Below are 25,941 nucleotides of genomic sequence, written 5' to 3'. Positions count from 1 at the left end.
CAATGTTTACTCTGAGAGTAAACGTCAGACGGCCAGGTTGATTGTACGCCCCGGCCGCTCTTCCTATTCTATGGCCTGACACATGTAGAACCGGAGGAGACCAGACATGCAAGCCACCACACCATCCGCAGCCGCGCCCGCCCGGCGCTGGGACACGCGGAGGACCGAAAAGCAGCGCCGCATGGACGCCGTAGCCCACCTGTGCGACGGCCCCGTGCTGCGCAGCGACCGCATCGTCGAGGCGCTGGAACGGCTCGTTGTCAGCGGTGACCGGGTAGTACTTGAAGGTAATAATCAAAAGCAGGCGGATTTCCTGGCCCGTTCCCTGACCAAGGCCGATCCGGACCGGCTCAACAAGCTGCACCTGATCATGCCGGCCGTGAGCCTGCCCGAGCACCTGGACCTGTTCGAGCGCGGCATCGCCCGCAAGCTGGACTTCGCCTTCGCCGGCGCGCAAAGCCTGCGCATCTCGCAGTTCCTGCAGGACGGCCTGCTGGAGATGGGTGCCATCCACACTTACGTCGAGCTGTATGCGCGCCTGTTCGTGGACTTGTCGCCGAACGTGGTGATGGTGGCCGGCTACATGGCCGACCGCCAGGGCAACCTGTACACCGGGCCAAGCACCGAGGATACGCCGACGCTGGTGGAAGCCGGCGCCTTCCGCGACGGCATCGTGATCGCGCAGGTCAACCAGATCGTGGACGATCCGGCCGACTTGCCGCGCGTGGATATCCCCGGCTCGTGGATCGATTTCGTGGTGGAGGCGGACAAGCCGTTTTATATCGAGCCGCTGTTCACGCGCGACCCGCGCCTGGTCAAGCCGCTGCACATCCTGATGGCGATGATGGCCATACGCGGCGTGTACGAGCGCCACCAGGTGCAGTCGCTCAACCATGGCATCGGCTTCAACACCGCAGCCATCGAGCTGATACTGCCAACGTATGGCGAGCAACTGGGTCTGAAGGGCAAGATCTGCCGTAACTGGACGCTGAACCCGCACCCCACGCTGATCCCGGCGATCGAGAGCGGCTGGGTGGAAAGCGTGCATTGCTTCGGCGCGGAGCTGGGCATGGAGGCGTACGCCGCCGCACGGCCGGACGTGTTCTTCACGGGCCGCGACGGGTCGATGCGCTCCAACCGCGCACTGTGCCAGCTGGCCGGCCAGTATGCGGTGGACCTGTTCATCGGTTCCACGCTGCAGATGGACGGCCTGGGGAATGCCTCCACGGTCACGCGCGGCCGCCTGACCGGCTTCGGCGGCGCGCCCAATATGGGCCACGACCCGCACGGCCGCCGCCATCCGACGCCGGCCTGGCTGGACCTGATCGAAACCGACGACCCGCTGGCGCGCGGCAAGAAGCTGGTGGTGCAGATGGTGGAGACCTTCCAGGACGGCGGCCAGCCTTCCATCGTTGAAACGCTGGACGCTGTGGAGGTCGGCAAGGCGTCCGGCATGCCGCGCGCGCCGGTGATGATCTACGGCGACGACGTGACGCATGTACTGACCGAGGAGGGCATCGCCTACCTGTACAAGGCGCATTCGCTGGAGGAGCGCAAGGCCATGCTGGCCGCCGTCGCCGGCGTCACGCCGATCGGCTTGCGGCACAACCCCAAGGATACCGCCCGCCTGCGCAGCGAAGGGCTGGTCGCGCTGCCCGAGGATATCGGCGTGCAGCGCGGCGAGGCTACCCGCTCGCTGTTGGCCGCCAAGAGCGTGGCGGACCTGGTGGACTGGTCCGGCGGCCTGTATGAACCGCCTGCCAAATTTCGGAGCTGGTAATGAAACCCTTGCAACTGTTGAATGACCGCGCGGCCGCCGGGCGAGCTTTCGCCGGTTCGCCGGCAGGCACACCGGCAGATTCTCAGGCTGTTGCGCTGGCCGATGCGCTGGCCGATGCGGCCGTCGAAGCCCTGATCGACGAAGCCACGCTTACGCCCAAGCCCGGCCTGGTGGACCTGCGCGGCAACGGCGCCCACGAGGACTTGAACTGGCTGCTGATGTGCCGCTCGGCGCGTGCGCTGCGCCCAGCCTTCCACGCCATGGCGCTTGCCGGCCAGCGCATCGCTGACCATCAGGCCTTGCGCGAATACATCGGCGCAGCGGGCCGGGACGCAGAGCGCGCCATGATGCAGGCCACTGGCGGCGTGAACACCCATCGCGGCGCCATCTGGGCGCTCGGCCTGATCGTCACCGCAGCTGCCCAGCCGCGCGATCCAGGCGGTGATGGCGCAGCCAACGGCGCCAGCGCGGCAAACGGCGCACACGCCGTGGCGAGCGACGCACGAGCCATGGAGAACGCTGCACAAGCCATAGCGATCGGCGCTCAGGCCGTGGCGAGCCGTGCACAAGCCGTGGCAGCCCGCGCTGGTGCGCTGGCCCGGCTGCATGATCCGCATGCGCCCGCCGTCACCGGCAACAAGGGGGCGCTGGCCTGCCTGCAGCACGGCGTGGGCGGTGCGCGCTTCCAGGCGCAGCAAGGCTTTCCGCAGGTAATGCAGGCGGCGTTGCCGACATTGCGCGCGTCCCGCCTGCGCGGCGACAGCGAGGAGTGCGCGCGCCTGAACGCGCTGCTGGCCGTGATGGCGGAGCTGGACGACACCTGCCTGCTGGCGCGTGGCGGACGCCCCGCATTGGAAGCGACCCAGCGCGGGGCGCGCGGCGTGCTCAACGCAGGCGGCACCGCCAGCAGCGGCGGCAGGGATGCGCTGCGGGCGCTGGACGCCGACTTGCTGGCACTGCGCGTATCGCCCGGCGGCGCGGCGGACCTGCTGGCAGCGGCGCTGCTGCTGGACCGGATTGAAACCCAAAGCATCAACATGGAAGCGGAGTACGAACATGGAACAACTGCAATTTGAATACGCGGCCGGACAGCCGGCTGCGCAGCGCGCGCTGGCCGGCGTGGTCGGCTCGGGCGACCTGGAAGTGCTGCTCGAGCCGGCGGCGGCTGGCCGCACCACCGTGCTGGTGCAAACGTCCGTGAACGGCTTCGGCGCCACATGGCAGGCGGTGCTCGACCGCCTGTTCCAGGCAGCCTCGTTGCCCGCGGCGCGCATCGAAATTCACGACAGCGGCGCAACACCCGGCGTGGTGCGCCTGCGCATAGAACAAGCTTACGAACAAGCGGGGCAGCCATGAACATTTCGACTCCGAACACGGACCAATTGCTGGCGCGCGACAGCTTCATCGAGCGCAACGCGCGCAGCCGCGCGAAGGCGCTGCTGGACGAGAACAGCATGCGCGAACTGGTGGGACCGTTTGACCGGCTGATGTCCCCGTGGCTGGCCATGCAGAACATCGTGGTGCAGGCGGACGACGGCGTGGTGGTGGCCAAGGGAACGCTGGACGGCGTGCCGACCGTAGTGCTGGCCATCGAGGGCGCTTTCCAGGGCGGCAGCATGGGGGAAGTGGGCGGCGCCAAGATCGCCGGCGCGCTAGAGCTGGCGGCCGAGGACAACCGCAACGGCGTGCCGACGCAGGCAGTGATCCTGTTCGAAACCGGCGGCGTGCGCCTGCAGGAGGCCAACCTGGGCCTGGCCGCCATCGCTGAAATCCAGGCCGCCATTGTCGATCTGCGGCGCTACCGTCCGGTTATCGGCGTAAGCGCCGGCACGGTGGGTTGTTATGGCGGCATGTCTATTGCGGCGGGGCTGTGCTCCTACCTGGTGCTGACCGGCGAGGCGCGGCTCGGATTGAACGGCCCGCAAGTGATCGAGCAGGAAGCCGGTGTGGCCGAATTCGATTCACGCGACCGGTCATTGATCTGGAACCTGACCGGCGGCGTGCAACGCCACCAGGCGAGCCTGGTGGACCTATGCGTCGCGGACGACACCGCCGCCATCCGCGCAACGCTGGTGGACCTGTTCCGTCAGGGCGTGCCGGCGCAACCGCGCAGCGCCCAGTATCGGCACTTCCTGGCCAGCCTGGATCAGGTGGACACGTCGGCGCAAGCCAGCGCCCAGCAAGTGCGAACCATTTATGCGAAAGGAGGCATGCAATGAATATCCATGCAATACAGGAGTTCGCCGAGGCTGAGGCCATCGCCACGGAAGCCGCCGCACGATCCGCCGCTGCCCAGGGCGGGCGGGACCACAGCCGTGGCGCACGGTGGCTGGCGGCGCTGACCGACGGCACGCCACTGGTGCCGGGCTATTGCCCAGCGGTGCAGGTGGCCGACGCCCCGCTGGCCGGCCAGCCTGCGCGCTACATCGCAGTGGTGCCCGATCCGGACAACCGCTTCCCCCGTGCCCGCAACGGCGAAATCGGCCTGGTGGAGGGCTGGCAGCTGGCACGGGCCGTTCATGCAGTCATGCGGGCCGACCGCGACACCCCGCGCAAGCGTCCCATCGTGGCGGTCATCGACGTGGCCAGCCAGGCCTATGGCCGCACCGAGGAGGCCTACGGCATCCACCAGGCCCTGGCCGGCGCGGCGGGCGCCTACGCGGAAGCGCGGTTGACGGGCCACCCGGTGATCGGCCTGATCGTTGGCAGCGCCATGTCGGGCGCCTTCCTGGCGCACGGCTACCAGGCCAACCGCCTGATCGCGTTCAGCGACCCGAAAGTGATGGTGCACGCCATGGGCAAAGCCTCCGCCGCGCGCATCACGCTGCGCTCGGTGGAAGCGCTGGAGGCACTGGCCGCCAGCGTACCGCCCATGGCCTACGACATCCAGAACTATGCCTCGCTCGGCTTGCTTTGGCGCCTGCTCGCTCCGGCCGCGCCGGACCAGCCAGGCGCGCAGGACCTGGCCATGGTGCGCGAAACGCTGGAGCACGCCCTGGCCGACATCGCGGCAAACGGCCACCGTGGCCTGGAAGGGCGCCTGGACGCTCCGCACCGTGCCGCATCGAAGCACGCGAGGGAGCTGCTGCGCAGGCAATGGAGGAGAGAACAAGAAGTCATGTAAGCACGCAGTAAAACAGCGGCGGCCATCACAACAATCACAAGCGGCCGCCACACCCAACTTTGAATCGGAGGAGACATCATGATTATCTACGGTACCGCATTGCTGGCTGTTTGCCACTTGCTGGGCATATTCCTGGGCGACCTGCTGGGCGCACTGATCGGCGTGAAAACCAATGTGGGCGGGGTCGGCATCGCCATGATCCTGCTGATCTGCGCGCGCCTCTACATGCACAAGCGCGGCCTGATGCCGCAAACGACGGAACTCGGCGTCACCTTCTGGGGCGCGATGTACATCCCCGTGGTGGTGGCCATGGCGGCGCAGCAGAACGTGGTGGCGGCCCTGCGCGGCGGCCCCGTGGCGCTGCTGGCGGCGATGGGCGCGCTGGCGCTGTGCGCCTGCACCATTGCGCTGATCAACCGCACCGAAAAGCCGGCCCGCAGCACCGCGTCCGGGCCGCAAGCCGTCGCCACCACCGCCTGAGGAGAACATCATGATTGAAATGCTCGAGAAAACCGTGCTGCACAACGGACTGGTGACGGCCTTCGCCGTGGTCGGCCTGATCATGTACGTATCCATGCAGCTATCGCGCCGCCTCACCTTTGGCCGCGTGCATGGCTCGGCCATCGCCATCCTGATCGGCCTGGGGCTGGCCTACTGGGGCGGCACCCACACCGGCGGCCAGAAGGGGCTGGCCGACATGTCGCTGTTCAGCGGCATAGGCCTGATGGGCGGCGCCATGCTGCGCGACTTCGCCATCGTCGCCACCGCCTTCGAGGTACAGGCCACGGAGGCGCGCAAGGCAGGGCTGATCGGCGTAGTGGCGCTGGTGCTCGGCACCGTGCTGCCCTTCATCGTCGGCGCGGCCGTGGCCTATGCCTTCGGCTATACCGATGCCGTGAGCATGACCACCATCGGCGCGGGCGCGGTAACGTATATCGTCGGCCCCGTAACCGGCGCGGCCATCGGCGCCAGTTCCGAGATCATGGCGCTCAGCATCGCCACCGGCCTGGTGAAAGCCATCCTGGTGATGATAGGCACCCCGATCGCCGCAGGCTTCCTGGGCCTGAAGACGCCGCGCTCCGCCATGGTATTCGGCGGCCTGGCCGGCACGGTCAGCGGCGTATCGGCCGGCTTGGCCGCGACCGACCGCGCCCTCGTGCCATACGGGACGCTGGTGGCTACCTTCCACACCGGCCTTGGCTGCCTGCTCGGCCCATCGCTGCTGTACTTCGCCACCCGCTCGCTGGTTGGCTGAAGCGCGGCCCAAGGAGCGGACAGTGAGCGTGCTGTACACCTTCCCCGGCCAAGGCGCGCAAAAGGCCGGCATGCTGCATGCGCTGCCGGCGCACGCGGAGACTGCGCGCACGCTGGCGGAAACCGCCGCCGCACTGGGCAGCGACCCGCTGGCACTGGACACCCCGGCCGCCCTCGCGTCCACCGTGGCGACCCAGCTTTGCCTGCTGGTGGCCGGCGTGGCGATGGCGCGCGTGCTGGCGGCGCAGGGCGGGGTGCCGGACATGGTGGCCGGCCTGTCGATCGGCGCCTATCCCGCCGCCGTCGCTGCCGGCGTAATCGCCTACCCGGACGCAGTACGGCTGGTGGCGCGCCGCGCGCAGTTGATGGAGCAGGGCTATCCGCATGGCTACGGCATGTGGGCCATCAGCGGGATCGATCAAGGCCAGCTGGAAAGCGTGATCGCGCGGGTCCACGCGCCGGCCACGCCGGTGTACCTGGCCAACCTGAACGCCCCGCGCCAGCAGGTGATTGCCGGTTTGGACGAAGCCTTGCGCCAGGCCGGCGCGCTTGCGCTGGCTGCTGGCGCCACCCGGGCGGAGCGGCTGGCGGTCAGCGTGCCGTCGCATTGCGCGCTGCTGGCGGGCCAGGCGGAGGCGATGCGCGCCGCATTCGATGGCGTAGCGCTGTCGCGGCCCAGGGCGGTGTACCTCAGCGGCAGCCGCGCACGCGCCCTGTTCGACCCGGCCGAGATACGCGACGACCTGGCCGGAAACATGGCGCGCCAGGTGCACTGGCACGACACCGCCCGCCATGCGTGGGAACGCGGCGCCAGGGTGGCGCTGGAAATGCCGAGCGGCGCCGTACTGACCTCGCTGACGGCGCCCGTATTCGAAGGCGGCCTGGCCTTGAGCTGCGAAGGCAACCGGATAGACACCGTGCTGGCGCTGCTGGCGCGGGAACATGGATAAAACCAAGGAGATCAACATGGCTGAGAACGACATCAATGCGCGCGAAGAGCGCAGCTTCCCGCCGCCTGCGGCGTTCACGTCGCAAGCGAACGTGCCAGGCATGCAAGCCTACCTTGCCCTCTGCGGCGAGGCTGAACGCGACTACGAAGGGTACTGGGCGCGCCTGGCGCGCGAAAACCTCGACTGGAAAGTGCCGTTCACGCGCACGATGAACGAAGACGACGCCCCATTCTACAAATGGTTCGAAGAGGGCAAACTGAACGTGTCCTACAACTGCCTGGACCGCAACCTTGAAAACGGCAACGCCGACAAGATCGCCATCATCTTCGAAGCGGACGACGGCGCCGTCACCAACGTCACCTACAAGCAGCTGCACGAAAAGGTGTGCAAGTTCGCCAACGGCCTGAAGTCGCGCGGCATCAAGAAGGGCGACCGCGTCATTATCTACATGAGCATGTCGGTTGAAGGCGTGGCCGCCATGCAGGCCTGCGCGCGCATCGGCGCCACGCACTCGGTGGTGTTCGGCGGCTTCTCCGCCAAGTCCCTGCAGGAGCGCATCATCGACGCCGGCGCCGTGGCCGTGATCACCGCCGACGAACAGCAGCGCGGCGGCAAGCGCCTGCCGCTCAAATCCATCGTCGACGAAGCGCTGGCCATGGGCGGCTGCGACACCATCAAGGACGTCATCGTCTACCAGCGCACCGGCGGCGACGTATCGCACGTGGCGGGCCGCGACATCTGGCTGCACGAACTGGTGGACGGCCAGTCCGCCGACTGCGAACCGGAATGGGTGGAAGCGGAGCACCCGCTGTTCATCCTCTACACCTCCGGCTCCACCGGCACCCCGAAAGGCGTGCAGCACTCGTCCGCCGGCTACCTGCTGTGGGCCGCGCTGACGATGAAATGGACCTTCGATATCAAACCATCCGACGTGTACTGGTGCACCGCCGACATCGGCTGGGTCACGGGCCACAGCTACATTGCCTACGGCCCGACTGCCGTCGGCGCCACGCAGGTGATCTTTGAAGGCGTGCCAACCTATCCGGATGCCGGGCGCTTCTGGCAGACTATCGCGCGCCACGGCGTCAGCATCTTCTACACCGCGCCGACAGCGATCCGCTCGCTGATCAAGGCCGCTGACGTCGATCCGGCAGTCCATCCGAAGAACTACGACCTCAGTTCGCTGCGCCTGCTCGGCACAGTGGGCGAGCCGATTAATCCCGAGGCCTGGATGTGGTACTACAAGAACGTTGGCCACGAGCGCTGCCCCATTGCGGACACGTTCTGGCAGACCGAAACGGGAGGCCACATGATCGCACCGCTGCCGGGCGCCACGACGCTGGTGCCGGGTGCCTGCACCTTGCCGCTACCGGGCATCATGGCCGCCATCGTGGACGAAGCCGGGCAGGACGTGCCGGATGGGGAGGGCGGCATCCTGGTGGTCAAGCGCCCGTGGCCGTCGATGATACGCACCATCTGGAACAACCCGGAGCGCTACAAGGCCAGCTACTTCCCCGAGGAGCTGGGCGGGCGCTACTACCTGGCGGGCGATGGCGCCATACGGGACAAGGACACCGGCTACTTCACCATCACCGGCCGCATCGACGATGTGCTGAACGTGTCGGGGCACCGCATGGGCACGATGGAAATCGAATCCGCGCTGGTGGCGAACCCGCTGGTCGCCGAAGCGGCCGTGGTGGGCAAGCCGGACGATACGACGGGCGAATCGATCTGCGCCTTCGTGGTGCTGAAGCAGGCCCGCCCGACCGGGGAAGAGGCACGCAAGCTGGCGCTGGAGCTGCGCAACTGGGTGGGCAAAGAGATCGGCCCGATCGCCAAGCCGAAAGAGATCCGCTTCGGCGATAACCTGCCCAAGACGCGTTCGGGCAAGATCATGCGCCGCCTGCTGCGGGTGCTGGCCAAGGGGGAGACGGTGGCGCAGGATGTCTCCACGCTGGAAAATCCCGCCATCCTCGACCAGCTGAAGGACGTCGCCTGAGCGGCGGCGGCCTCCGGCAATCCGGAGCGGATTACTGCGGCCAGATCTCGGCCAGGCGCAGCAGGTTGGTGGTGCCCGGCTGGCCGAACGGCGTGCCGGCCGCGATGGCGATCTGGTCGCCGACCTTGACGAAGCCTTCGCGCAGCGCGGTGCGGCAGGCGGCGGCAACCATTTCGTCCACGCTGTGCACGTCCGGGCTGATGGTGCTGTGCACGCCCCAGGCCAGCGCCAGGCGGCGCGCGGTGTCGCGGTTGGGCGTGATGCTGACGATGGGCGCCGCCGGCCGCTCGCGCGCGGCGCGCAGGCTGCTGTGGCCGGAGGTGGTGTAGGTGACGGTGGCCACCACGCCGATAATCTGCGTCACGTCGCGCAGCGCGGCGCAGATGGCGTCGCCCTTGGTTGGCAGCGGCGCTTCATGCTGGGCGTCGATCAGCGCCTGGTACGATGGATCACGCTCCACTTCCGAGATGATGCGGTTCATGATGGCGACCGCCTGCACCGGGTAGGCGCCGCTGGCCGATTCGGCCGACAGCATCACCGCGTCCGCGCCTTCGTAGATGGCATTGGCGACGTCGGACGCTTCGGCGCGGGTCGGCACCGGGGCGCTGACCATGGACTCCAGCATTTGCGTTGCCACCACCACCGGCTTGCCGTGCTTGCGGCACATGCGCACGATGCGCTTCTGCACGCCGGGCACGCGCTCGGGCGGCAGTTCCACGCCCAGGTCGCCGCGCGCCACCATCACCGCGTCCGACGCGGCGACGATTTCTTCCAGCCGGTCCAGCGCGGCCGGCTTCTCCAGCTTGGACAGCACGCCGGCGCGGCCCTGGACGATGGCCTGCGCTTCCTTCACGTCCTCGGGACGCTGCACGAAGGACAGCGCAATCCAGTCCACGCCCAGGTCGAGCGCGAATTCCAGGTCCTGGCGGTCCTTGACGGTCAGCGCCGGAATCGGCAGCACCGCGTCCGGCACGTTCACCCCCTTGCGGTCCGACAGCACGCCGCTGTTGACCACGCGGGTGCGGATGGCTGTGTCGCTGCTGGCCAGTACTTCCAAACGGATCTTGCCGTCGTCCAGCAGCAGGGATTGGCCGGCCGTCACGGCGGCGAACAGTTCGGGATGGGGCAGGCACACGCGCGTGGCGTCGCCCTGGTCGGGATTCTGGTCCAGCACGAACTCCGCGCCGGCCTGCACGCTGACCTTGCCGCCGCTGAACTGGCCGATGCGCAGCTTGGGGCCTTGCAGGTCGGCCAGGATGGCGATCGGGCGGCCCAGTTCCTGTTCGATGTCGCGCACGATATCGTGGCGGCGCCGGTGGTCGGCGTGGCTGCCGTGGCTGAAGTTGAAGCGGAATACGTCGGCGCCTGCTTCGAACAGCGCCTTGATGGTGCTGCGTTCGGAGCTGGCTGGACCCAGGGTGGCCACTATTTTGGCTTTACGTTCACGGCGCATGGTTTGGTCTCTTTTTGTGGATACTACAGGATGAGGATGGCGCGGAAGTCGTTGACGTTGGTGCGGGTCGGGCCGCTCACCACCAGGTCGTCCAGCGCGCTGAAGAAGCTGTAGGCGTCGTTGTTGGCCAGCAGCGCCTTGCCGCTCACGCCTTTCGCTTCGGCGCGGGCCAGCGTGCCCGGCGCGTACAGCGCGCCGGCGTTGTCTTCGGAACCGTCGATGCCGTCGGTGTCGCAGGCGATGGCATGCACGCCGGGCGCGGACTCCAGGGCCAGCGCGAGGCTGAGCAGGAATTCCACGTTGCGCCCGCCACGGCCGTTGCCGCGCACGGTCACCGTGGTTTCGCCGCCGGACAGGATGACGCAGGGACGCTGGAAGGGCTGGCTGCGTGCGATGACCTGGCGCGCCAGGGCGGCGTGCATCAGGCCGATGTCGCGCGCTTCGCCTTCAATGCCGTCGGACAGGATGTAGGGCGTGATGCCGGCGTCGCGCGCCTTCTCGGCGGCCGCCTCCAGCGCGTCCTGCGCGGTGGCGATCACGTAGTGGCTGTTGCGCTCGAAGCGCGGGTCGCCCGGCTTGGGCGTTTCGCTGGCGGGCGATTCGAGATGCGCGTGCACGCTTTGCGGGATCTCGATCTTGTACTTGCGCAGGATGGCGAGCGCTTCGGCGCTGGTGGTGGCGTCCTGCAGCGTGGGGCCGCTGGCGATCACGCGCGGGTCGTCGCCCGGCACGTCGGAGATCAGCAGCGTGACCACGCGGGCCTTGCCGCAGGCCAGCGCCAGGCGGCCGCCCTTGATGGCGGACAGGTGCTTGCGCACGCAGTTCATTTCGCCGATGGTGGCGCCGCTGCGCAGCAGGGCCTTGTTCAGGGCCTGTTTCTCGGCCAGGGTGATGCCTTCGGCGGGCAGCGCGAGCAGGGCGGAGCCGCCGCCGGAGATCAGGCACAGCACCAGGTCGTTCTCGGTGAGGCCTTGCACCATCTCCAGCATGCGCGCGGCGGCCTTCTGGCCGGCTTCGTCGGGCACCGGGTGGGACGCTTCCACCACTTCGATCTGTTCGGTCCTGGCGCCGTGGCCGTAGCGGGTGACCACCAGGCCGGACAAGGGGCCGTTCCAGTTGCGCTCCACCGCTTCCGCCATCGCCGCCGCGCCTTTGCCTGCGCCGATGACGAGGGTCTTGCCGTTGACGGGAGGCTGCGGCAGGAATTCCTGGAGCAGCGTGCGCGGATGGACGGCGCTGATGGCCGCGTTGTACAGGTCGAGCAAGAACTGGCGAGGGTCTGGAACGGACATGATGGGGCTTCTTTCTTCGTTGATTCTGTTTCGGGCGGAGCTGGCGGGTTACGCGCTGCGCGCTAACCCGCCCTACAGGATGTCGATTGCGTAGGGCGGGTTAGGCGGAACGCCGTAACCCGCCATGGCATCAACCCTGCGCGATCTTATGGTTGGACATCAGCTCGATGGCCTGGCACAGCGCGGAGTGGTCGAGGCCCGACAGGCCGTTGGCGGCGCAGGCGTTCATCAGTTCCTGGGTGGCGGCGGTGTTGGGCAGCGATACGCCCAGCTGCTTGGCGCCTTGCAGGGCCAGGTTCAAATCCTTCTGGTGCAGCTGGATGCGGAAGCCCGGGTTGAAGGCGCGCTTGACCATGCGCTCGCCGTGCACTTCCAGGATGCGCGAGGAGGCGAAGCCGCCCATCAGCGCTTCGCGCACCTTGGCAGGGTCTGCGCCGGCCTTGGAGGCGAACAGCAGCGCTTCTGCCACGGCCTGGATGTTCAGCGCCACGATGATCTGGTTGGCCACCTTGGTGGTCTGGCCGTCGCCGTTGCCGCCGACCAGGGTGATGTTCTTGCCCATCAGGTCGAACAGCGGCTTGACAGTGTCAAACGCTTCTGCCGGGCCGCCCACCATGATGGTCAGCGAGGCCGCCTTGGCGCCGACTTCGCCGCCGGACACCGGCGCGTCCAGGTAGGCGCAGCTCTTCTTGTTGATCTTCTTGGCGAACTCCTTGGTGGCGATGGGCGAAATGGAGCTCATGTCGACCACGATCTTGCCCGCCGTGAGGCCTGCTGCCACGCCGTTTTCGGCGAACAGCGCTTCTTCCACGTGCGGGGTGTCCGGCACCATCAGGAAGATGATGTCGGCGCGCTTGGCCACTTCGGCGGCCGAAGTGCACACGGTGGCGCCGCCGTCGATCAGGTTGGCCGGCGGGTTTTTGATGTCGTGCAGGTACAGCTTGTGGCCGCCGGCCTGCAGGTGGCCGGCCATAGGGGCGCCCATGATGCCCAGTCCGATGAATCCGAGGTTTGCCATGCTATGTTCTCCTAGTGGTTTTTAAAATTACGCGGCCAGCTTTTCAATCCAGCCCAGGCCTTCTTCGGTGCCGTTTTGCGGCTTGTATTCGCAGCCCACCCAGCCGTCGTAGCCGATCTGGTCCAGGTAGTTCAGCAGGTAGCGGTAGTTGATCTCGCCCGTGCCCGGTTCGAAGCGGCCCGGGTTGTCCGCCAGCTGGATGTGTTTGATGACGGACTGGTTGGCCTTGATGGTGTTCGCCAGTTCGCCTTCCATGCGCTGCATGTGGTAGATGTCGTACTGCAGGAACAGGTTGTCCGAACCCACCGCTTCGATCAGCTCCAGGCCCTGGCGGGTGCCCGACAGGAAGAAGCCCGGGATGTCGAAGGTGTTGATCGGTTCGATCAGCAGCGGGATACCGGCTTTCTTCAGCGCGGCGGCCGCGAACTTCAGGTTTTTCACCAGCGTGTCCTGCGCCCTGGCGCGTTCCACGTTGGGCGGCAGGATGCCGACCAGGCAGTTGATGCGCTGCGTGCCCAGTGCTTTCGCGTAGCGCAGCGCGTTCTCCACGCCGTGCTCGAACTCGGCCACCCGGTCCGGATGGCAGGCGATGCCGCGCTCGCCGCTGGCCCACTGGCCGGCCGGCAGGTTGTGCAGCACCATCTCCAGCTGGAACTGGTGCAGTTTCTCGGACAGCTGTTCCGCTTCGAAGTCGTAGGGGAACAGGAACTCCACGCCCTTGAAGCCGGCGCGCGAGGCGGCGCCGAAGCGGTCCAGGAAGTGCAGTTCGTTGAACAGCATGGTGAGGTTGGCTGCGAATTTAGGCATGGTCTGCTCCTTACGCGACATCCAGGATGTCGTTGAATTCATTGATGGCGTTGATCTCGGTGCCCATGGCGATGTTGGTCACGCGCTCCAGGATGATCTCCACCACCACCGGCACGCTGAATTGCGCCATCAGTTCGCGCGCCTTTTCGAACGCGGGGATGATGTCGTCCGGCTTGTGCACGCGGATCGCCTTGCAGCCCAGGCCTTCCACCACGGCCACGTGGTCCACGCCGTAGCCGTTCAGTTCCGGCGCGTTCACGTTCTCGAAGGCCAGCTGCACGCAGTAGTCCATGTCGAAGCCGCGCTGCGACTGGCGGATCAGGCCCAGGTAGCTGTTATTCACCAGTACGTGGATGTAAGGCAGCTTGAATTGCGCGCCCACGGCCAGCTCTTCGATCAGGAACTGGAAGTCGTAGTCGCCCGAGATTGCGACGATGTCGCTGGTCGGATCGGAAGCCCGGACACCCAGCGCGGCAGGGATGGTCCAGCCCAGCGGACCGGCCTGGCCGCAGTTGATCCAGTTGCGCGGCTGGTACACGTGCAGGAACTGCGCGGCGGCGATTTGCGACAGGCCGATGGCGGACACGTAGCGGGTATTGCGGCCGAAGTAGTTGTTCATTTCTTCGTACACGCGCAGCGGCTTGACCGGCACCTCGTCGTAGTGGGTCTTGCGCAGCATGGTGCGCTTGCGTTCCTGGCACTGGTGTACCCAGCCGGTGCGGTCCTTCAGCTTGCCGGCGGCTTTCCATTCCTTGGCCACTGCCACGAACAGTTCCAGCGCGTAGCCGGCGTCGGAAACGATGCCCAGGTCGGGGCCGAACACGCGGCCGATCTGGGTCGGTTCGATGTCCACGTGGACGAAGGTGCGGTCGGCGGTGAACACGTCCACCGAGCCGGTGTGGCGGTTGGCCCAGCGGTTGCCGATGCCGATCATGAAGTCGGACGCCAGCACGGTGGCGTTGCCGTAGCGGTGCGAGGTCTGCAGGCCGGCCATGCCGGCCATCAGCGGGTGGTCGTCGGGAATGGTGCCCCAGCCCATCAGGGTAGGGATGACAGGCACGTTGACGATTTCGGCGAACTCCTGCAACAGCGCGGACGCATTGGCGTTGATGATGCCGCCGCCGGCGGTGATCAAAGGCTTGTCGGCGTCGTTCAGCATGCCCAGCGCCTTTTCCACCTGGGCGCGCGAGGCGCGCGGCTTGTACACCTCCATCGGGGTGTAGGTGTCAGGATCGAACTCGATCTGTGCCATCATCACGTCGAACGGCAGGTCGATCAGCACCGGACCCGGACGGCCGGAGCGCATCAGGTGGAAGGCTTGCTGGAACACGCGCGGCACCTGGGCCGGCTCCAGCACGGTGGTGGCCATCTTGGTGACCGGCTTGGCGATGGACGAGATGTCGACCGCCTGGAAGTCTTCCTTGTGCATGCGGGCGCGAGGCGCCTGGCCGGTAATGCACAGGATGGGAATCGAGTCCGCCTGGGCCGAGTACAGGCCGGTGATCATGTCCGTGCCGGCCGGGCCGGAGGTGCCGATGCACACGCCGATATTGCCGGCGGCGGCGCGGGTGTATCCTTCAGCCATGTGCGAAGCGCCTTCGACGTGACGGCCAAGGATGTGCTTGATGCTGCCATTCTTTTTCAGCGCCGCGTACAGGGGATTGATGGCTGCGCCCGGTACGCCGAATGCGACCGAGATGCCTTCTTTTTGCAGTACGTGGACCGCCGCTTCGGCTGCCGTCATCTTTGCCATGGTGTTCTCCTTGTGTGTATGTGCAAATACCGTTGTTGATGTTTTGTATGCTATAGGCGATCTCCTCGCTTGATAAGACAACAAAATATCGGTTTATTCGATACTCTGAGTATGGAATAATGTTCGGATGGATAAACTCAAACAAATTGAAGCTTTCGTGGCGGTGGTGGAGAAGGGCAGCCTGGCGCGCGCGGCGCTGGTGCAGAACATCACGCCGGTGATGCTGGGTCGCCGCATCGACGCGCTGGAGAAGCGTCTGGGCGTGAAACTGATGCACCGCACCACGCGCCACCTGACGCTCACCGAGCAGGGCAATGTCTTCCTCGACGACTGCCGCAAGCTGCTGTCGGATTTCGAGGTGGCGGAGCGCAATATCTCGGAAGGGCGGCACAAGGCCACGGGCCACCTGATCGTGTCCGCGCCGGCCTCGTTCGGGCGCCAGCATGTTGCACCGCACGCGCCAGCCTTCCTGGCGGCCAACCCGGACGTGCAAGTGTCCTTCAACCTCACCGACCAGGTGATCGACCTGGTGCGCGAGGGGTACGATCTGGGCATCCGCATCGGCGGCGTGATCGACCCCAGCTTCGTGGCGGTCAAGCTGGCCAAGAACCGCCGTGTTGTCTGCGGCACGCCGGATTACTTCGACCGCCACGGCATTCCGCGCACGCTGGACGACCTGGCGCACCACAACTGCCTGGCGTTTAACCTGCAGGGCGGGCAGCAGCGCGGCTGGTATTTCCAGCAGGGCGGCAAGCCGGTGACCATCAAGGTGCAGGGCAACCTGGACTGCAACGACGGCGAATTGCTGCACCGCTGGGCCTGTGAAGGCCTGGGCCTGGCGTGGCGCTCCACCTGGGAGATCCAGGCGCAACTGGCCGAGGGCAGCCTGATCACGGTGCTGGACGACTTCGCACTGCCGGATTACGACATCATGGCCGTTTATCTACAGCAAAGGCACCTTCCTGCCAAGATCCGTTTCTTTATAGATGAGTTAAAGGCGGTATATGCGCAACCAGGGTACTGGACACGCAACAGATAGTGGAAAATGGTTTTGACCGGGAAACGGTTGTAGGTACACTGAAATGCTGCTCACAGCGCCGCGCAAAGACGGCGCTCATTCATATCCGCGGAGAGTTCATATGCCATTGTTAAGCCGGCTGTCGATCAAAAACAAGCTCATGCTGAGCATGGGCCTTTGCCTGCTCCTGTTCATCATCATTTCTTCCACGCTCAGCATCGTCATGAGCAGCCAGAACAGCCGCGAGCGCGTGGTGCAGCAGGAGCTGCCGGCGCAAATCGGTGAGATCCGCAACGACATCCTGCGCCAGATCGCCCAGCCGCTGTCGGTCTCGCTGACGCTGGCCAACAACACCTTCCTGCACGACTGGGAGGAGGCGGGCGTGCCGGACGAGGGCGTGCCGGCCTGGCAAAAGTACGCGCAGCAGCTCAAGGCCAAGAACCAGGCGGCCACCGTGTTCTGGGTGTCGCACAGCACCGGCAAATATTTCGTCGACAAGGGCTACGACCGTACGCTGAGCAAGGACAAGGCCAGCGACCAGTGGTTCTACGACTTCCTGAACAGCGGCAAGCCCTATACGCTGGACCTGGACAAGGACGTGAGCGCGGACAGCTATATGCTGTTCATTAATACCCGCGTGCAGACGGCCAACGGCAAACTGGGCGTGGCCGGCCTGGGCCTGAGCGTCAATTCGCTGGCGCAAACCATCCGCGCCTACAAGCTGGGCAAGTCCGGCTTCGTGTACCTGGTGCGCGCCAACGGCACGCTGGTGGTGCACCGCGACCCGGCGCTGGCGGACGGCAAGCATCTGCTGAAAGACGTGCCGGGCTTCACGCCGGAGCTGAGCAAGACGCTGCTGAGCGGCGAGAAGTTCGCGCACGGCACGTACAAGGGCGCCGGGGGCACGCAGTTCGCGGCCTCGTCCTTCATTCCGGAGTTGAACCTGTACGTGGTTGCTGAAGTGCCCGAAGCCGAAGTGCTGGGCAATATCGTACGCTCGGCCACCATCTCCTCGCTGATCGCGGCGCTGGTGGGCGGCGGCATCGGCCTGTTCGCCATCTACCTGATTGCCCGCGCGATTGCCGCGCCGGTGATGCGCGCAGCCGAAATGCTGGGCGATATCGCCAGCGGCGACGGCGACTTGAGCCGCCGCATGCCGGTCGAGTCCGAGGACGAAATCGGCGCGCTGGCGTCGGCCTTCAACCGCTTTGTCTCGTCGCTGAACGGCACCATCCTCAAGGTGCGCGACAGTACACACCTGATCGCCAGCGCATCGAGCGAAATCGCCACCGGCAATTTCGACCTGTCCGCGCGTACCGAACACCAGGCCTCCAACCTGGAGGAAACCGCGGCGGCGATGGAGCAATTGACCTCCACCGTGAAGCAGAACACCGCCAACGCGGAAGAGGCCAACAAGCTGGTGTCGGCCACCACGTCGGCCGCAGTGAAAGGCGGCACGGTGGTGACGCAGGTGGTGGACATGATGGGCGAGATCACCGAAAGCTCGCGCAAGATGTCGGACATTATCGGCGTGATCGACGGCATCGCCTTCCAGACCAATATCCTGGCACTGAATGCGGCAGTGGAAGCGGCGCGCGCCGGCGAGCAGGGGCGCGGCTTTGCGGTGGTGGCGTCCGAAGTGCGCAACCTGGCGCAGCGTTCGGCCGCTGCTGCCAAGGAGATCAAGGAGCTGATCGTCGATTCGGTGGGCAAGGTGGAAGCGGGCGGCAAGCTGGCCGACACCGCAGGCGCCGCCATGACGGAGATCGTCGCCTCGGTGCAGCACGTGGCCACGCTGATGGTGGAAATCACCTCGGCCAGCCACGAGCAGAGCGACGGCATCGGCCAGGTCAACCAGTCCATCATCCAGATGGACGACGCCACGCAGCAGAACGCCGCGCTGGTGGAGCAAGCCGCCGCCGCCGCGCAATCGCTGCAAGAGCAGGCCGCGCGGCTCGACCAGGTAGTCGGCATCTTCAAGCTCGACGAAACCGGCAGCGGCGCTCCCGCCCCCGCTTCCGCCCCAGCCCGCAGCCCCGGCACCGCCCTCGCGCTGCGCTAACCCCAGCGCCCCGTTGCGGCCACGTTACGCTGCATGTTACATGTTACACGTAGGGCGGGTTAGACCGGGGCAACGCCCCGGCCGTAACCCGCCGGCGCCGCCCGCGCCCCACCGGTTTCAGGCAAACGTGGCGCCCAATTCCTCCTCAGCCGCCCGCACCAGCGTGGCGGGTTCCACACCCATCCCCCGCAGCGCCCGCCCCGCCAGGCTATGCTGCATGCCCGCCGCCACCAGCAGCACATGCGCGCCGCACAGCGGCGCCGCCGACCGCTTCGCCACTTCCGGCAGCACCCGCATCAGCGCCTGCCCCGACGGCTGCGAATCAAACAAGGCGGCCGGCTTGCCCCCGGCAGGCATCGGCTGCCCGAGCCCGCCCGCGTCAATGCCCACCTTCCTCAGCGCCTCCGCATGCAGCCCGGCCAGCACGGTGCGGTAGGTATCCGCGTCCATCCCCAGCCGGGCAAACACCCGTCTTGCCGACCCCTCATCCAGCTCCAGCGCCGACAGCACATAATGCTCCGCCCCCGGCAGCTCCTGCCCCGCCCGGCGCGCCGCTCCTTCCGCGCCCTCGCATAGACGCTTAACCGTACCCATATCCTGCAACCGCTGCTTAACCTTGGCAAACATCGAAAGCCTCCTGAAGTCGATCAATCCCGCGCCAGGCTGCCCGCGTGCTTCTTGTGCGCGGCTTGCCTGGAGACGCCGAGCGCCTCCGCAACCTGAGCCCATGTCCAGCCATCCTCGATGGCTTGCCTGACCGCCTTGCGCTCGAGTTGATCGGCCATCGCGCGCAGGGCTACCACTGCGGCCAGCGCATCGGATGGTTCTTCCGGAAGAGTGAGTGTGTGGAGATCAGGCATGCGTCAACTTTAGTTGACAAAGCCGGAGCTGTCAACCCAAGTTGACGAGCGCGTGCCGAGGCTATTTCGGCGCCACGCGCCAGATCTCGCCCGTTACGTCATCGTCCACCAGCAGCGAACCGTCGTCCCGCACGACGACGGAAGACGGGCGTCCCCATACCTCCTTGTCGCTGACGACAAAGCCGGTCATGAAGTCCTGGTACTTCCCGGTCGGCACGCCATCCTTCATGAACACGCGGACGACTTTGGAGCCGGTGCGCGTGGCGCGGTTCCATGAACCGTGCAGGGCCAGGAACAGGTCGCCCTCATAGCCGGCCGGGAAGGCCGCTTTCGCCGTGCCGGGCGCCTGGTACATGACCATGCCGAGCGGCGCGGAGTGCGCGGTGAGCAGCACGTCCGGCGGCGTGACCTTGGCCTTGAGGTCCGGCCGGTGCCCTTGCAGGCGCGGCTCCTCGTGGCTGCCGATGTAGTGCCACGGCCAGCCGTAATGGGCGCCGGCCTTGACGCGCGTGAGATAGTCGGGCGGCAGGTTATCGCCCAGCATGTCGCGCTCGTTCACGCTGCACAGCAGATCGCCCGTGCGCGGATACAGGTACATGCCCACGCAGTTGCGCAGGCCGGTGGCGAAGGTGCGCTTGTTCCTGCCGTCCGCATCGAAGGCCAGCACCAGGGCGCGGTCCAGCTCCGTGCCCCAGGCCGCGCCCAGGCCGTGCTTGGCCTCCCATTGCGCCAGCGGCTCCGGCGGCGTTGCGCCTATCCCCTCCGCCACGTTGGAGGCCGAGCCGATGGACAAATACATGGTCTTGCCGTCCGCCGAGAACACCAGCGTGCGCGACGAATGGCTGCCTGTTTCCGCGGTAAGCGTGGGGACAACCACCTCCGGCGGCGCGCTCGCCACCAGGTCGCCGTTGCGGTAGGGGAAGCGGACGATCGAATCCACGTTCGCCACGTACAGGTATTGCGGACTCGGTCCCGCCGGCCAGAACGCGAAGCCGAAGGGGCGGTTCAGGTCGGAGGCGAACACCGTCACCGTGTCGGCCTTTTCGCCGGTCGAGGAGCGGAAGACCTTGATGAGCCGTTTCGTGGTCGATGAAATGAAGATGTCGCCGTTCGGCGCCTTGGCCATCACCCGGCCCCGGTCCGGATCGGTGGCCCACAGGTTGACGGCGAAGTTGTCCGGCACGGACGGCTGCATGCCTGCCGGCCGTGGCACGGTGCGCGGGCTGTTGCCGGCGCTGGCGCTGGCGAACGGCGGCGGCAGGTCCGCCACGCGCACTTCGTGGATGCGTCCGGGCTTGTCGTCGCTCCAGTGCTCCTCTGCGGATGCGGTCCGGTTCTGTGCCGGCGCAGGTGCAGCTGCAGGCGCAGGTGCAGCGGACGCCGCCTGCACAGCTTTGCCCTTCACGGACGCCAGGTAGGCCGTCAGCGCGCGGCGCTCATCCGGCTGCGTCACGGCGACGGGCATGGCGGTGCCTGGTGCGTAGGAAGCGGGGTCTTTCAGGAAGAGGTCCAGCTCCTGCCCGGTCCACTGTCTGCCCTTGTTGCCCAGGGTGGTCAGTGCTGCGGAATAGGCGAAGCCGGCGGCGCCGCCGATTTTGCGGCCGATCAGGTTGAACAGCGGCGGGCCGGCCAGCGCGGCCATGTCGGGCGACACCGAATGGCACATGGCGCAGTTGTTCTTGAAAATGCGCTGGCCATCGGGTGCGGCCCCGTAAGCGTGCATGGTCAGCGGCATGACCAGAACGGAGAAGGCAAGCCTGGTGGCGGTGTGGGACGGCATGGCTTGGCTCTCTCCGGTTCAGTATGGATTGGCCATCATTTCATAATTCTGCTGCCTCGCCTATGTGCGGCAAGGCTTTAGTCAAGAATATGATCAGAACAGGCGGCTCAGGTCCGGACGGGTGGCCAGCGCCTTTTGCACGATGGCGGTCACCTTCTCGCGCTCGGCGCCTTGCAGCGGCTGGCGCGGACGGCGCACGTTCTCGTTGCCTACGCCGGCCAGCATTTCCACGAGTTTGAGGTTCTGTACCAGCTTGGTGGACACGTCCAGGTGCAGCAGCGGCATGAACCACTGGTACAGCTTGAGCGCATCGTCGTAGCGCTTGGCCTTCATCAGCTTGTACAGCGCAACGGTTTCTGCCGGGAAGGCCACCACCAGGCCGGCCAGCAGGCCGTCCGCGCCGACAGCCAGGCCCTCGAAGGACAGGTCGTCCACGCCCATGAACAGCTGGTAGCGCGTGCCCACTGCGTTGCGCAGGTCGGTGATGCGGCGGATGTTGTCGGTGGACTCCTTGATGGCGACGATATGCTCGCAGTCCGACAATTCCTGGAAGTCTTCCGGCGTCAGGTCCACCTTGTAGGTGACCGGGTTGTTGTACACCATGATGGGCAGCTTGGCGGCGGCCGCAATGGTGCGCAGATTGTCCTTGGCTTCGCGCGCGTCGGCCGCGTACAGCACCGACGGCATCACCATGAAGCCGTCCACGCCCAGTTCGCGCGCCTGCTCAACGAAGCGGATGGCGTTGGCGGTGCGGGTTTCGCTCACGTTGGCCAGCACCGGCACGCGGCCGCTGCTCACCTTGATGGCAGTCTTGGTCACGGCCAGCTTCTCCTCGAAGGAGAGGGTGCTGGCTTCGCCCAGCGAACCGCAGGTGACCAGGCCGTGCACGCCGTTCTGGATCTGGAATTCGAAGTGCTTTTCCATCTCGGCGTGGTCGAGTTCCTCGTTGGGGTGGAACTTGGTGGTCACTGCCGGGAATATGCCCTGCCATTTTGCTGCGCTCATACTGATCTCCTGTGGTTATGAGTGGATGATGCTATCGACGCGTGCCGGTGTAATCGGAACGCGTACCGATTCGGGCCGCCAGCCGTAGAGGGTGGCGGTGGCGCTGCCGCAGATACGGCCCTGGCAAGGGCCCATGCCGCAGCGGGTGTGAAGCTTGGCACTGCGCCAGCTGTGGTGCTGGCGCAGCTCGCCATGGCAAACGTCTTCGCAGCGGCAGACGATGGTGTCGTCGTCTGCCAGTGCGTGGATTTCGGGGCGCAGGGCAAAGGCGCGCGCGAGGCGGCGCGCGAATGCCTGCCAGCGGCTGCGGGCGCTGATATGGGGAAGGGCGAGGTCCTGCCGGCCGGCGGCGGCCAGGCCTGCGATGCGGCCCTCCGCCAGCGCCTTGTCCACGCCGCCCACGCCGGTGCCTTCTCCGGCGCAGTAGATGCCGGGGACGGTGGTCTGCTGCCAGGTGTCGGTCTGCACCGCCTGGCTGCCTGGCGCGACGGCGCAGCCGAGGGCTATCGCCAGCTCGGGGTTGGGGACCAGGCCGTAGCCGCATGCCAGGTAGTCGCAGGCGATGGTCTGCGTTCCGCCGCCGCGCTGCAGCGTGACGCTGCGCAGGCATGCGTCGCCGCTGGCCGCAGTGACGTAGCTATTACGGAGGTAAGGAACGCCTCGCAAGGCGGCACGTAGTTGCAGCGCCTGCGCTATCTTGGACGGCGTGGCGAGCAAGCCCAATGCGAAGCGCACCAGTTGCGGTGTGGCCGCCTGCTCTGCGATGGCGACGACGTGCGCGCCGCGCTCCGCCAGCGTCGCAGCGACGGCCAGCAGCAACGGCCCGGACCCCGCGACCACAACGCGCTTGCCCGCCACCGGATAGCCGCCCTTGGCGAGCGCCTGCAGGCCGCCCGCGCCGGTCACGCCAGGCAGCGTCCAGCCGGGGAAGGGCAGCAGCAGCTCGCGCGCGCCGGTGGCGATGATCAGGCGCTGGTAGTGTAGCAGGACGGCGCTGGCGGGCGATTGCACGAGCAACTGGCCCGTCGCAGGCGCGTACAGCACGCGATGCTGGTGCATGAAGCTGACGTTGGGCGCCGCCTGCAAAGCCCTCCACAGTTCGCGTGCGCGCTGGTCCGGCTGCCGGTCCGCGCCGCCGCGCCAGATCTGGCCGCCGGCCAGCGGATTGTCGTCCACTACGCCGATGCTGGCGCTGGGCGCTGCCGCCGCTGCCGCATGCGCCGCCGCCAGCCCGGCCGGTCCCGCGCCGATGATGAGGATGTCGAACAGCTTGCCGCCAGACTGGGTCATGCCGCGTCCTCCACGAGTGCGGTTCGCACCTGCATATTGGGCGCGCACAGCGTCTGGCAGGCCAGTTGGTGGGCGCGGCCGTCTATCGTCACGCGGCATTCGTGGCAGACGCCCATGCCGCACAAGGGGCCGCGCAGCATGCCGCTGACCGAGCGGCGGGTTACGGCGGCGCCGGCAGCATGCGCAGCGGCGCGCATCGCCAGTGCCGCAGAGGGAGAATCGGCTCGCCCGGCCGGCGCGGAGGCCGGCGCGGAGGCCGGCGCGGAGGCCGGCGGATTGGCGGCCGTGGTGCGCACGGCGGCGGCGACTGCGGCCACCACGCTGCTGCCGGCCGGAACCGTGACCGTCTGGCCATCTATCGAAAGGCTGATCAGCTCAGGCATGGGCGGTCCTCATTTGCGCAAAGCGGCTCGGCAGATAGGGCGCTGCGGGGATGGCGGCGGCTTCGTCCAGCATCTGCGCGGCCAGCAGTTGGGCGGTGGCGAGCGAGGTGGTGATGCCGAGGCCTTCGTGGCCGGTGGCCAGCCACAGGCCGGGGCGTGCGGGGTGCGGGCCGATAATGGGCAAGCCGTCCGGGCTGGCGGCGCGCAGGCCGGTCCAGCAGCGCAGCACGTTCATGCCGGCCAGGGCGGGCGTGAAGGCGGCGGCGTGGCGCAGCATGCGGGCCATCGTGGCGTGGTCCACGGCGAGGTCGGTGGTGCCGAATTGGCGCGACGAGCCGATCAGGATCTGGCCGGTGGGGCGGGGCTGCAGGTTGAATGCCACCGAGTCGCCGCTGGCGGCGTGGGCGCTCTTGATGTAGCCCAGTTCCACCAGCTGGTGGCGGATGAAGCCGGGATAGCGGTCGGTGATGGCGACGTGGCCCTTTTTCGGCTCCACCGGCAGCTCCGCCAGCAGCGCCGACGAGCGCGATCCCGCAGCCAGCACGATGCGGCCGGCCTGCAGGCGCGTGCCATCCGCCAGGACGACGCAGTTGCCGCCCGCGCCCTCGCCACCGCAGCCTCCGATGCGCTGGACGGTGCCGCTAACCAGCTTGGCGCCGCGTGCGATGGCGCGGTCCATCAGGATGCGGGCGCTTTTGGGCGGGTAGACCAGCCCGTCGCCGTCCACCAGCAAGCCGCCCGCCAACCCGGGGCGCAGCTGCGGTTCGCGTTCGTACAGCTCGCGCGCATCCAGCATCCGGCACGGCAGGCCGTGCGCCGCCATGGTCTGCGCCTTGACGCGCGCTGCGGCCATTTCCTCGTCGTCCGCAGCCACCCAGATGGTGCCGCACCGGCTGTACTCATGCCGTGCAGGCTGATCGCCCACAAATCTGCGCCACAGTTCCAGCGACCACGCCGACAACGCCAGTTCAGCCTCGTTGTCATCCATGACCACCAGATGCCCCATGCCCGCCGCCGTCGCCCCCGAGCCAACAACCTCCTGCTCGACCACCGTCACGCTCAAACCGCGCGCCGACAGCGCATCCGCGCAAGCCGCGCCGATGATGCCCGCGCCGACGATCAGCACGTCCGGCACGCCGCCAGGCTGGGGAACGAAAGTCACCGTATGCCCCACACCAGCGGGTCCGACGGATCGAGTATCAGCGTGGCCCGCGAGTTCACCCATGCCTGGCCGCGTATGCTCGGAATCAGCTTGCCGCCGTCGTAGCGGTAGGAGCCCTCGAACACGCTGCCGACGATGCTCTCCTGCCGCCACACCGCGCCTTCGGCCAGCTTGCCGTCGGCCGCCAGGCAGGCCAGCTTCGCGCTGGTGCCGGTGCCGCATGGCGAGCGGTCGTATGCATTGCCGGGGCAAAGCACGAAATTCTGGCTGTCCGCGCCGCTGCGCGAGGGCGCAAACAGCTCGATATGGTCGATCTCCGCGCCGTCCGAGCCGGTAACGCCCGCTGCGGCCAGGGCCTTGCGCACGGCCGACGTGAACGCAGTCAGCGCGCCCGCATTGGACACGTGCAGCTCCATGCCATGGTCCGCCACCAGGAAGAACCAGTTGCCGCCCCAGGCCACGTCGCCCGTTACGCTGCCGTGGCCCGGCACCTGCACAGTCACCTGGTGCTGCGCGCGGTAAGCCGCCACGTTTTCCACGGTGACGCTGCCGTCCGCGTGCAGCTCGGCTTCCACCACGCCCACCGGCGTATCGATGCGGTGCCTGCCGGCGCCGATGCGGCCCATATAGGCCAGCGACGCCACCAGCCCAATGGTGCCATGCCCGCACATGCCGAGATAGCCCACGTTGTTGAAGAAGATGACGCCTGCTGCACAATCCGGCGCATGCGGGTCGCACAGCAGCGCCCCCACCAGTACGTCCGAGCCGCGCGGCTCGCACACCACGGCGGAGCGGAAGTTGTCATGCTCGCGGCGCAGCAGTTCGAGGCGCTCATTCAGCGGCCCGCTGCCGAGTTCCGGCCCGCCGGCGGTAACCAGGCGGGTCGGTTCGCCGCCGGTATGGGAATCGATAATGGAGATGGTTTTCATACCGAAATCATATGCCTTCCAC

Annotated in this window: 24 protein-coding genes; 11 read left to right on the top strand and 13 right to left on the bottom strand. The window is 67.0% G+C overall.

Annotated features, from left to right (window positions below):
- Nucleotides 1–106: 106 nt before the first annotated feature.
- From mdcA to acs, 9 genes are all read left to right on the top strand, one after another.
- Entirely contained in the window at nucleotides 107–1,780 is a 1,674-nt protein-coding gene (gene mdcA, locus ACFJI2_RS15925; RefSeq protein WP_377700910.1) for a malonate decarboxylase subunit alpha, read from the top strand.
- Nucleotides 1,780–2,856 (top strand): triphosphoribosyl-dephospho-CoA synthase, encoded by a 1,077-nt coding sequence (locus ACFJI2_RS15920; RefSeq protein WP_377700908.1) that lies wholly within the window; start codon nucleotides 1,780–1,782, stop codon nucleotides 2,854–2,856. Before mdcA ends, ACFJI2_RS15920 begins: the two co-directional genes overlap by 1 nt.
- Entirely contained in the window at nucleotides 2,837–3,136 is a 300-nt protein-coding gene (locus tag ACFJI2_RS15915) for a malonate decarboxylase subunit delta (protein WP_377700907.1), read from the top strand. The genes ACFJI2_RS15920 and ACFJI2_RS15915 overlap by 20 nt, the downstream gene beginning before the upstream one ends.
- A complete protein-coding gene (locus ACFJI2_RS15910; protein ID WP_377700906.1) occupies nucleotides 3,133–3,999 on the top strand; it encodes a biotin-independent malonate decarboxylase subunit beta in 867 nt (288 codons plus the stop codon). Before ACFJI2_RS15915 ends, ACFJI2_RS15910 begins: the two co-directional genes overlap by 4 nt.
- Nucleotides 3,996–4,904, top strand: coding sequence for a biotin-independent malonate decarboxylase subunit gamma (gene mdcE, locus ACFJI2_RS15905; RefSeq protein WP_377700904.1), 909 nt, complete (start codon nucleotides 3,996–3,998; stop codon nucleotides 4,902–4,904). The genes ACFJI2_RS15910 and mdcE overlap by 4 nt, the downstream gene beginning before the upstream one ends.
- 78 nt (nucleotides 4,905–4,982) lie before the next feature.
- Nucleotides 4,983–5,384 carry a malonate transporter subunit MadL gene (madL, locus tag ACFJI2_RS15900; RefSeq protein WP_377700903.1) on the top strand — a complete coding sequence of 134 codons (402 nt, stop codon included), beginning with the start codon at nucleotides 4,983–4,985 and terminating at the stop codon, nucleotides 5,382–5,384.
- Nucleotides 5,385–5,394: 10 nt separating this feature from the next.
- Nucleotides 5,395–6,159: a malonate transporter subunit MadM gene (gene madM / locus ACFJI2_RS15895; RefSeq protein ID WP_107870344.1), complete on the top strand. Its 765-nt coding sequence runs from the start codon at nucleotides 5,395–5,397 to the stop codon at nucleotides 6,157–6,159.
- A gap of 22 nt (nucleotides 6,160–6,181) precedes the next feature.
- The gene (gene mdcH, locus ACFJI2_RS15890) at nucleotides 6,182–7,108 is read left to right on the top strand and encodes a malonate decarboxylase subunit epsilon (RefSeq protein WP_377700901.1); all 927 of its coding nucleotides are present in this window, start codon (nucleotides 6,182–6,184) and stop codon (nucleotides 7,106–7,108) included.
- Nucleotides 7,109–7,124: 16 nt separating this feature from the next.
- The gene (acs, locus tag ACFJI2_RS15885; protein ID WP_377705850.1) at nucleotides 7,125–9,107 is read left to right on the top strand and encodes an acetate--CoA ligase; all 1,983 of its coding nucleotides are present in this window, start codon (nucleotides 7,125–7,127) and stop codon (nucleotides 9,105–9,107) included.
- A gap of 31 nt (nucleotides 9,108–9,138) precedes the next feature.
- Here acs and pyk read toward each other — a convergent pair whose 3' ends face one another.
- From pyk to gcl, 5 genes are all read right to left on the bottom strand, one after another.
- Nucleotides 9,139–10,560, bottom strand: coding sequence for a pyruvate kinase (gene pyk, locus ACFJI2_RS15880; RefSeq protein ID WP_377700900.1), 1,422 nt, complete (start codon nucleotides 10,558–10,560; stop codon nucleotides 9,139–9,141).
- 23 nt (nucleotides 10,561–10,583) lie between these two features.
- Nucleotides 10,584–11,852, bottom strand: a complete 1,269-nt coding sequence (locus ACFJI2_RS15875; protein ID WP_377700899.1) for a glycerate kinase — start codon at nucleotides 11,850–11,852, stop codon at nucleotides 10,584–10,586.
- Nucleotides 11,853–11,982: 130 nt separating this feature from the next.
- Complete coding sequence (locus ACFJI2_RS15870) at nucleotides 11,983–12,870, bottom strand: 2-hydroxy-3-oxopropionate reductase (protein WP_107979089.1); 888 nt, start codon at nucleotides 12,868–12,870, stop codon at nucleotides 11,983–11,985.
- A gap of 27 nt (nucleotides 12,871–12,897) precedes the next feature.
- Nucleotides 12,898–13,677: a hydroxypyruvate isomerase gene (gene hyi, locus ACFJI2_RS15865; protein ID WP_377700898.1), complete on the bottom strand. Its 780-nt coding sequence runs from the start codon at nucleotides 13,675–13,677 to the stop codon at nucleotides 12,898–12,900.
- Nucleotides 13,678–13,687: 10 nt separating this feature from the next.
- Complete coding sequence (gene gcl / locus ACFJI2_RS15860) at nucleotides 13,688–15,430, bottom strand: glyoxylate carboligase (RefSeq protein WP_377700896.1); 1,743 nt, start codon at nucleotides 15,428–15,430, stop codon at nucleotides 13,688–13,690.
- Between the two features lie 127 nt (nucleotides 15,431–15,557).
- Between gcl and ACFJI2_RS15855 the strand changes: the two genes are divergently transcribed.
- Both ACFJI2_RS15855 and ACFJI2_RS15850 read left to right on the top strand, forming a co-directional pair.
- The gene (locus ACFJI2_RS15855) at nucleotides 15,558–16,469 is read left to right on the top strand and encodes a LysR family transcriptional regulator (RefSeq protein WP_107870330.1); all 912 of its coding nucleotides are present in this window, start codon (nucleotides 15,558–15,560) and stop codon (nucleotides 16,467–16,469) included.
- Between the two features lie 100 nt (nucleotides 16,470–16,569).
- Nucleotides 16,570–18,510 (top strand): methyl-accepting chemotaxis protein, encoded by a 1,941-nt coding sequence (locus ACFJI2_RS15850; protein ID WP_377700895.1) that lies wholly within the window; start codon nucleotides 16,570–16,572, stop codon nucleotides 18,508–18,510.
- Nucleotides 18,511–18,627: 117 nt separating this feature from the next.
- On the opposite strand, the gene ACFJI2_RS15845 is transcribed toward ACFJI2_RS15850, so the two are convergent.
- The 8 genes from ACFJI2_RS15845 to ACFJI2_RS15810 all read right to left on the bottom strand — a co-directional run bounded on the left by ACFJI2_RS15845 (nucleotide 18,628) and on the right by ACFJI2_RS15810 (nucleotide 25,919).
- The gene (locus tag ACFJI2_RS15845; protein WP_377700894.1) at nucleotides 18,628–19,137 is read right to left on the bottom strand and encodes a Clp protease N-terminal domain-containing protein; all 510 of its coding nucleotides are present in this window, start codon (nucleotides 19,135–19,137) and stop codon (nucleotides 18,628–18,630) included.
- A gap of 20 nt (nucleotides 19,138–19,157) precedes the next feature.
- Nucleotides 19,158–19,370 (bottom strand): helix-turn-helix domain-containing protein, encoded by a 213-nt coding sequence (locus ACFJI2_RS15840; protein WP_107870324.1) that lies wholly within the window; start codon nucleotides 19,368–19,370, stop codon nucleotides 19,158–19,160.
- A gap of 61 nt (nucleotides 19,371–19,431) precedes the next feature.
- Nucleotides 19,432–21,150: a PQQ-dependent sugar dehydrogenase gene (locus ACFJI2_RS15835; protein ID WP_377700893.1), complete on the bottom strand. Its 1,719-nt coding sequence runs from the start codon at nucleotides 21,148–21,150 to the stop codon at nucleotides 19,432–19,434.
- Nucleotides 21,151–21,243: 93 nt separating this feature from the next.
- A complete protein-coding gene (locus ACFJI2_RS15830; protein WP_377700892.1) occupies nucleotides 21,244–22,155 on the bottom strand; it encodes a dihydrodipicolinate synthase family protein in 912 nt (303 codons plus the stop codon).
- A 15-nt stretch (nucleotides 22,156–22,170) separates the two neighbouring features.
- Nucleotides 22,171–23,445 (bottom strand): FAD-dependent oxidoreductase, encoded by a 1,275-nt coding sequence (locus ACFJI2_RS15825; protein ID WP_377700891.1) that lies wholly within the window; start codon nucleotides 23,443–23,445, stop codon nucleotides 22,171–22,173.
- The gene (locus ACFJI2_RS15820) at nucleotides 23,442–23,642 is read right to left on the bottom strand and encodes a 2Fe-2S iron-sulfur cluster-binding protein (protein ID WP_377705849.1); all 201 of its coding nucleotides are present in this window, start codon (nucleotides 23,640–23,642) and stop codon (nucleotides 23,442–23,444) included. The genes ACFJI2_RS15825 and ACFJI2_RS15820 overlap by 4 nt, the downstream gene beginning before the upstream one ends.
- A 178-nt stretch (nucleotides 23,643–23,820) precedes the next feature.
- On the bottom strand, nucleotides 23,821–24,990 hold the full coding sequence (locus tag ACFJI2_RS15815) for an NAD(P)/FAD-dependent oxidoreductase (protein ID WP_377700890.1): 1,170 nt from the start codon (nucleotides 24,988–24,990) through the stop codon (nucleotides 23,821–23,823).
- Complete coding sequence (locus ACFJI2_RS15810) at nucleotides 24,987–25,919, bottom strand: 4-hydroxyproline epimerase (RefSeq protein ID WP_377700889.1); 933 nt, start codon at nucleotides 25,917–25,919, stop codon at nucleotides 24,987–24,989. Before ACFJI2_RS15810 ends, ACFJI2_RS15815 begins: the two co-directional genes overlap by 4 nt.
- Between the last annotated feature and the right edge of the window lie 22 nt (nucleotides 25,920–25,941).

Source organism: Pseudoduganella sp. UC29_71, assembly GCF_042693265.1.
Taxonomy (GTDB): Bacteria; Pseudomonadota; Gammaproteobacteria; order Burkholderiales; family Burkholderiaceae_D; genus Rugamonas.
Note: the sequence above shows the minus strand (reverse complement) of the source record. Positions and strands in the feature narration are given on the sequence as shown.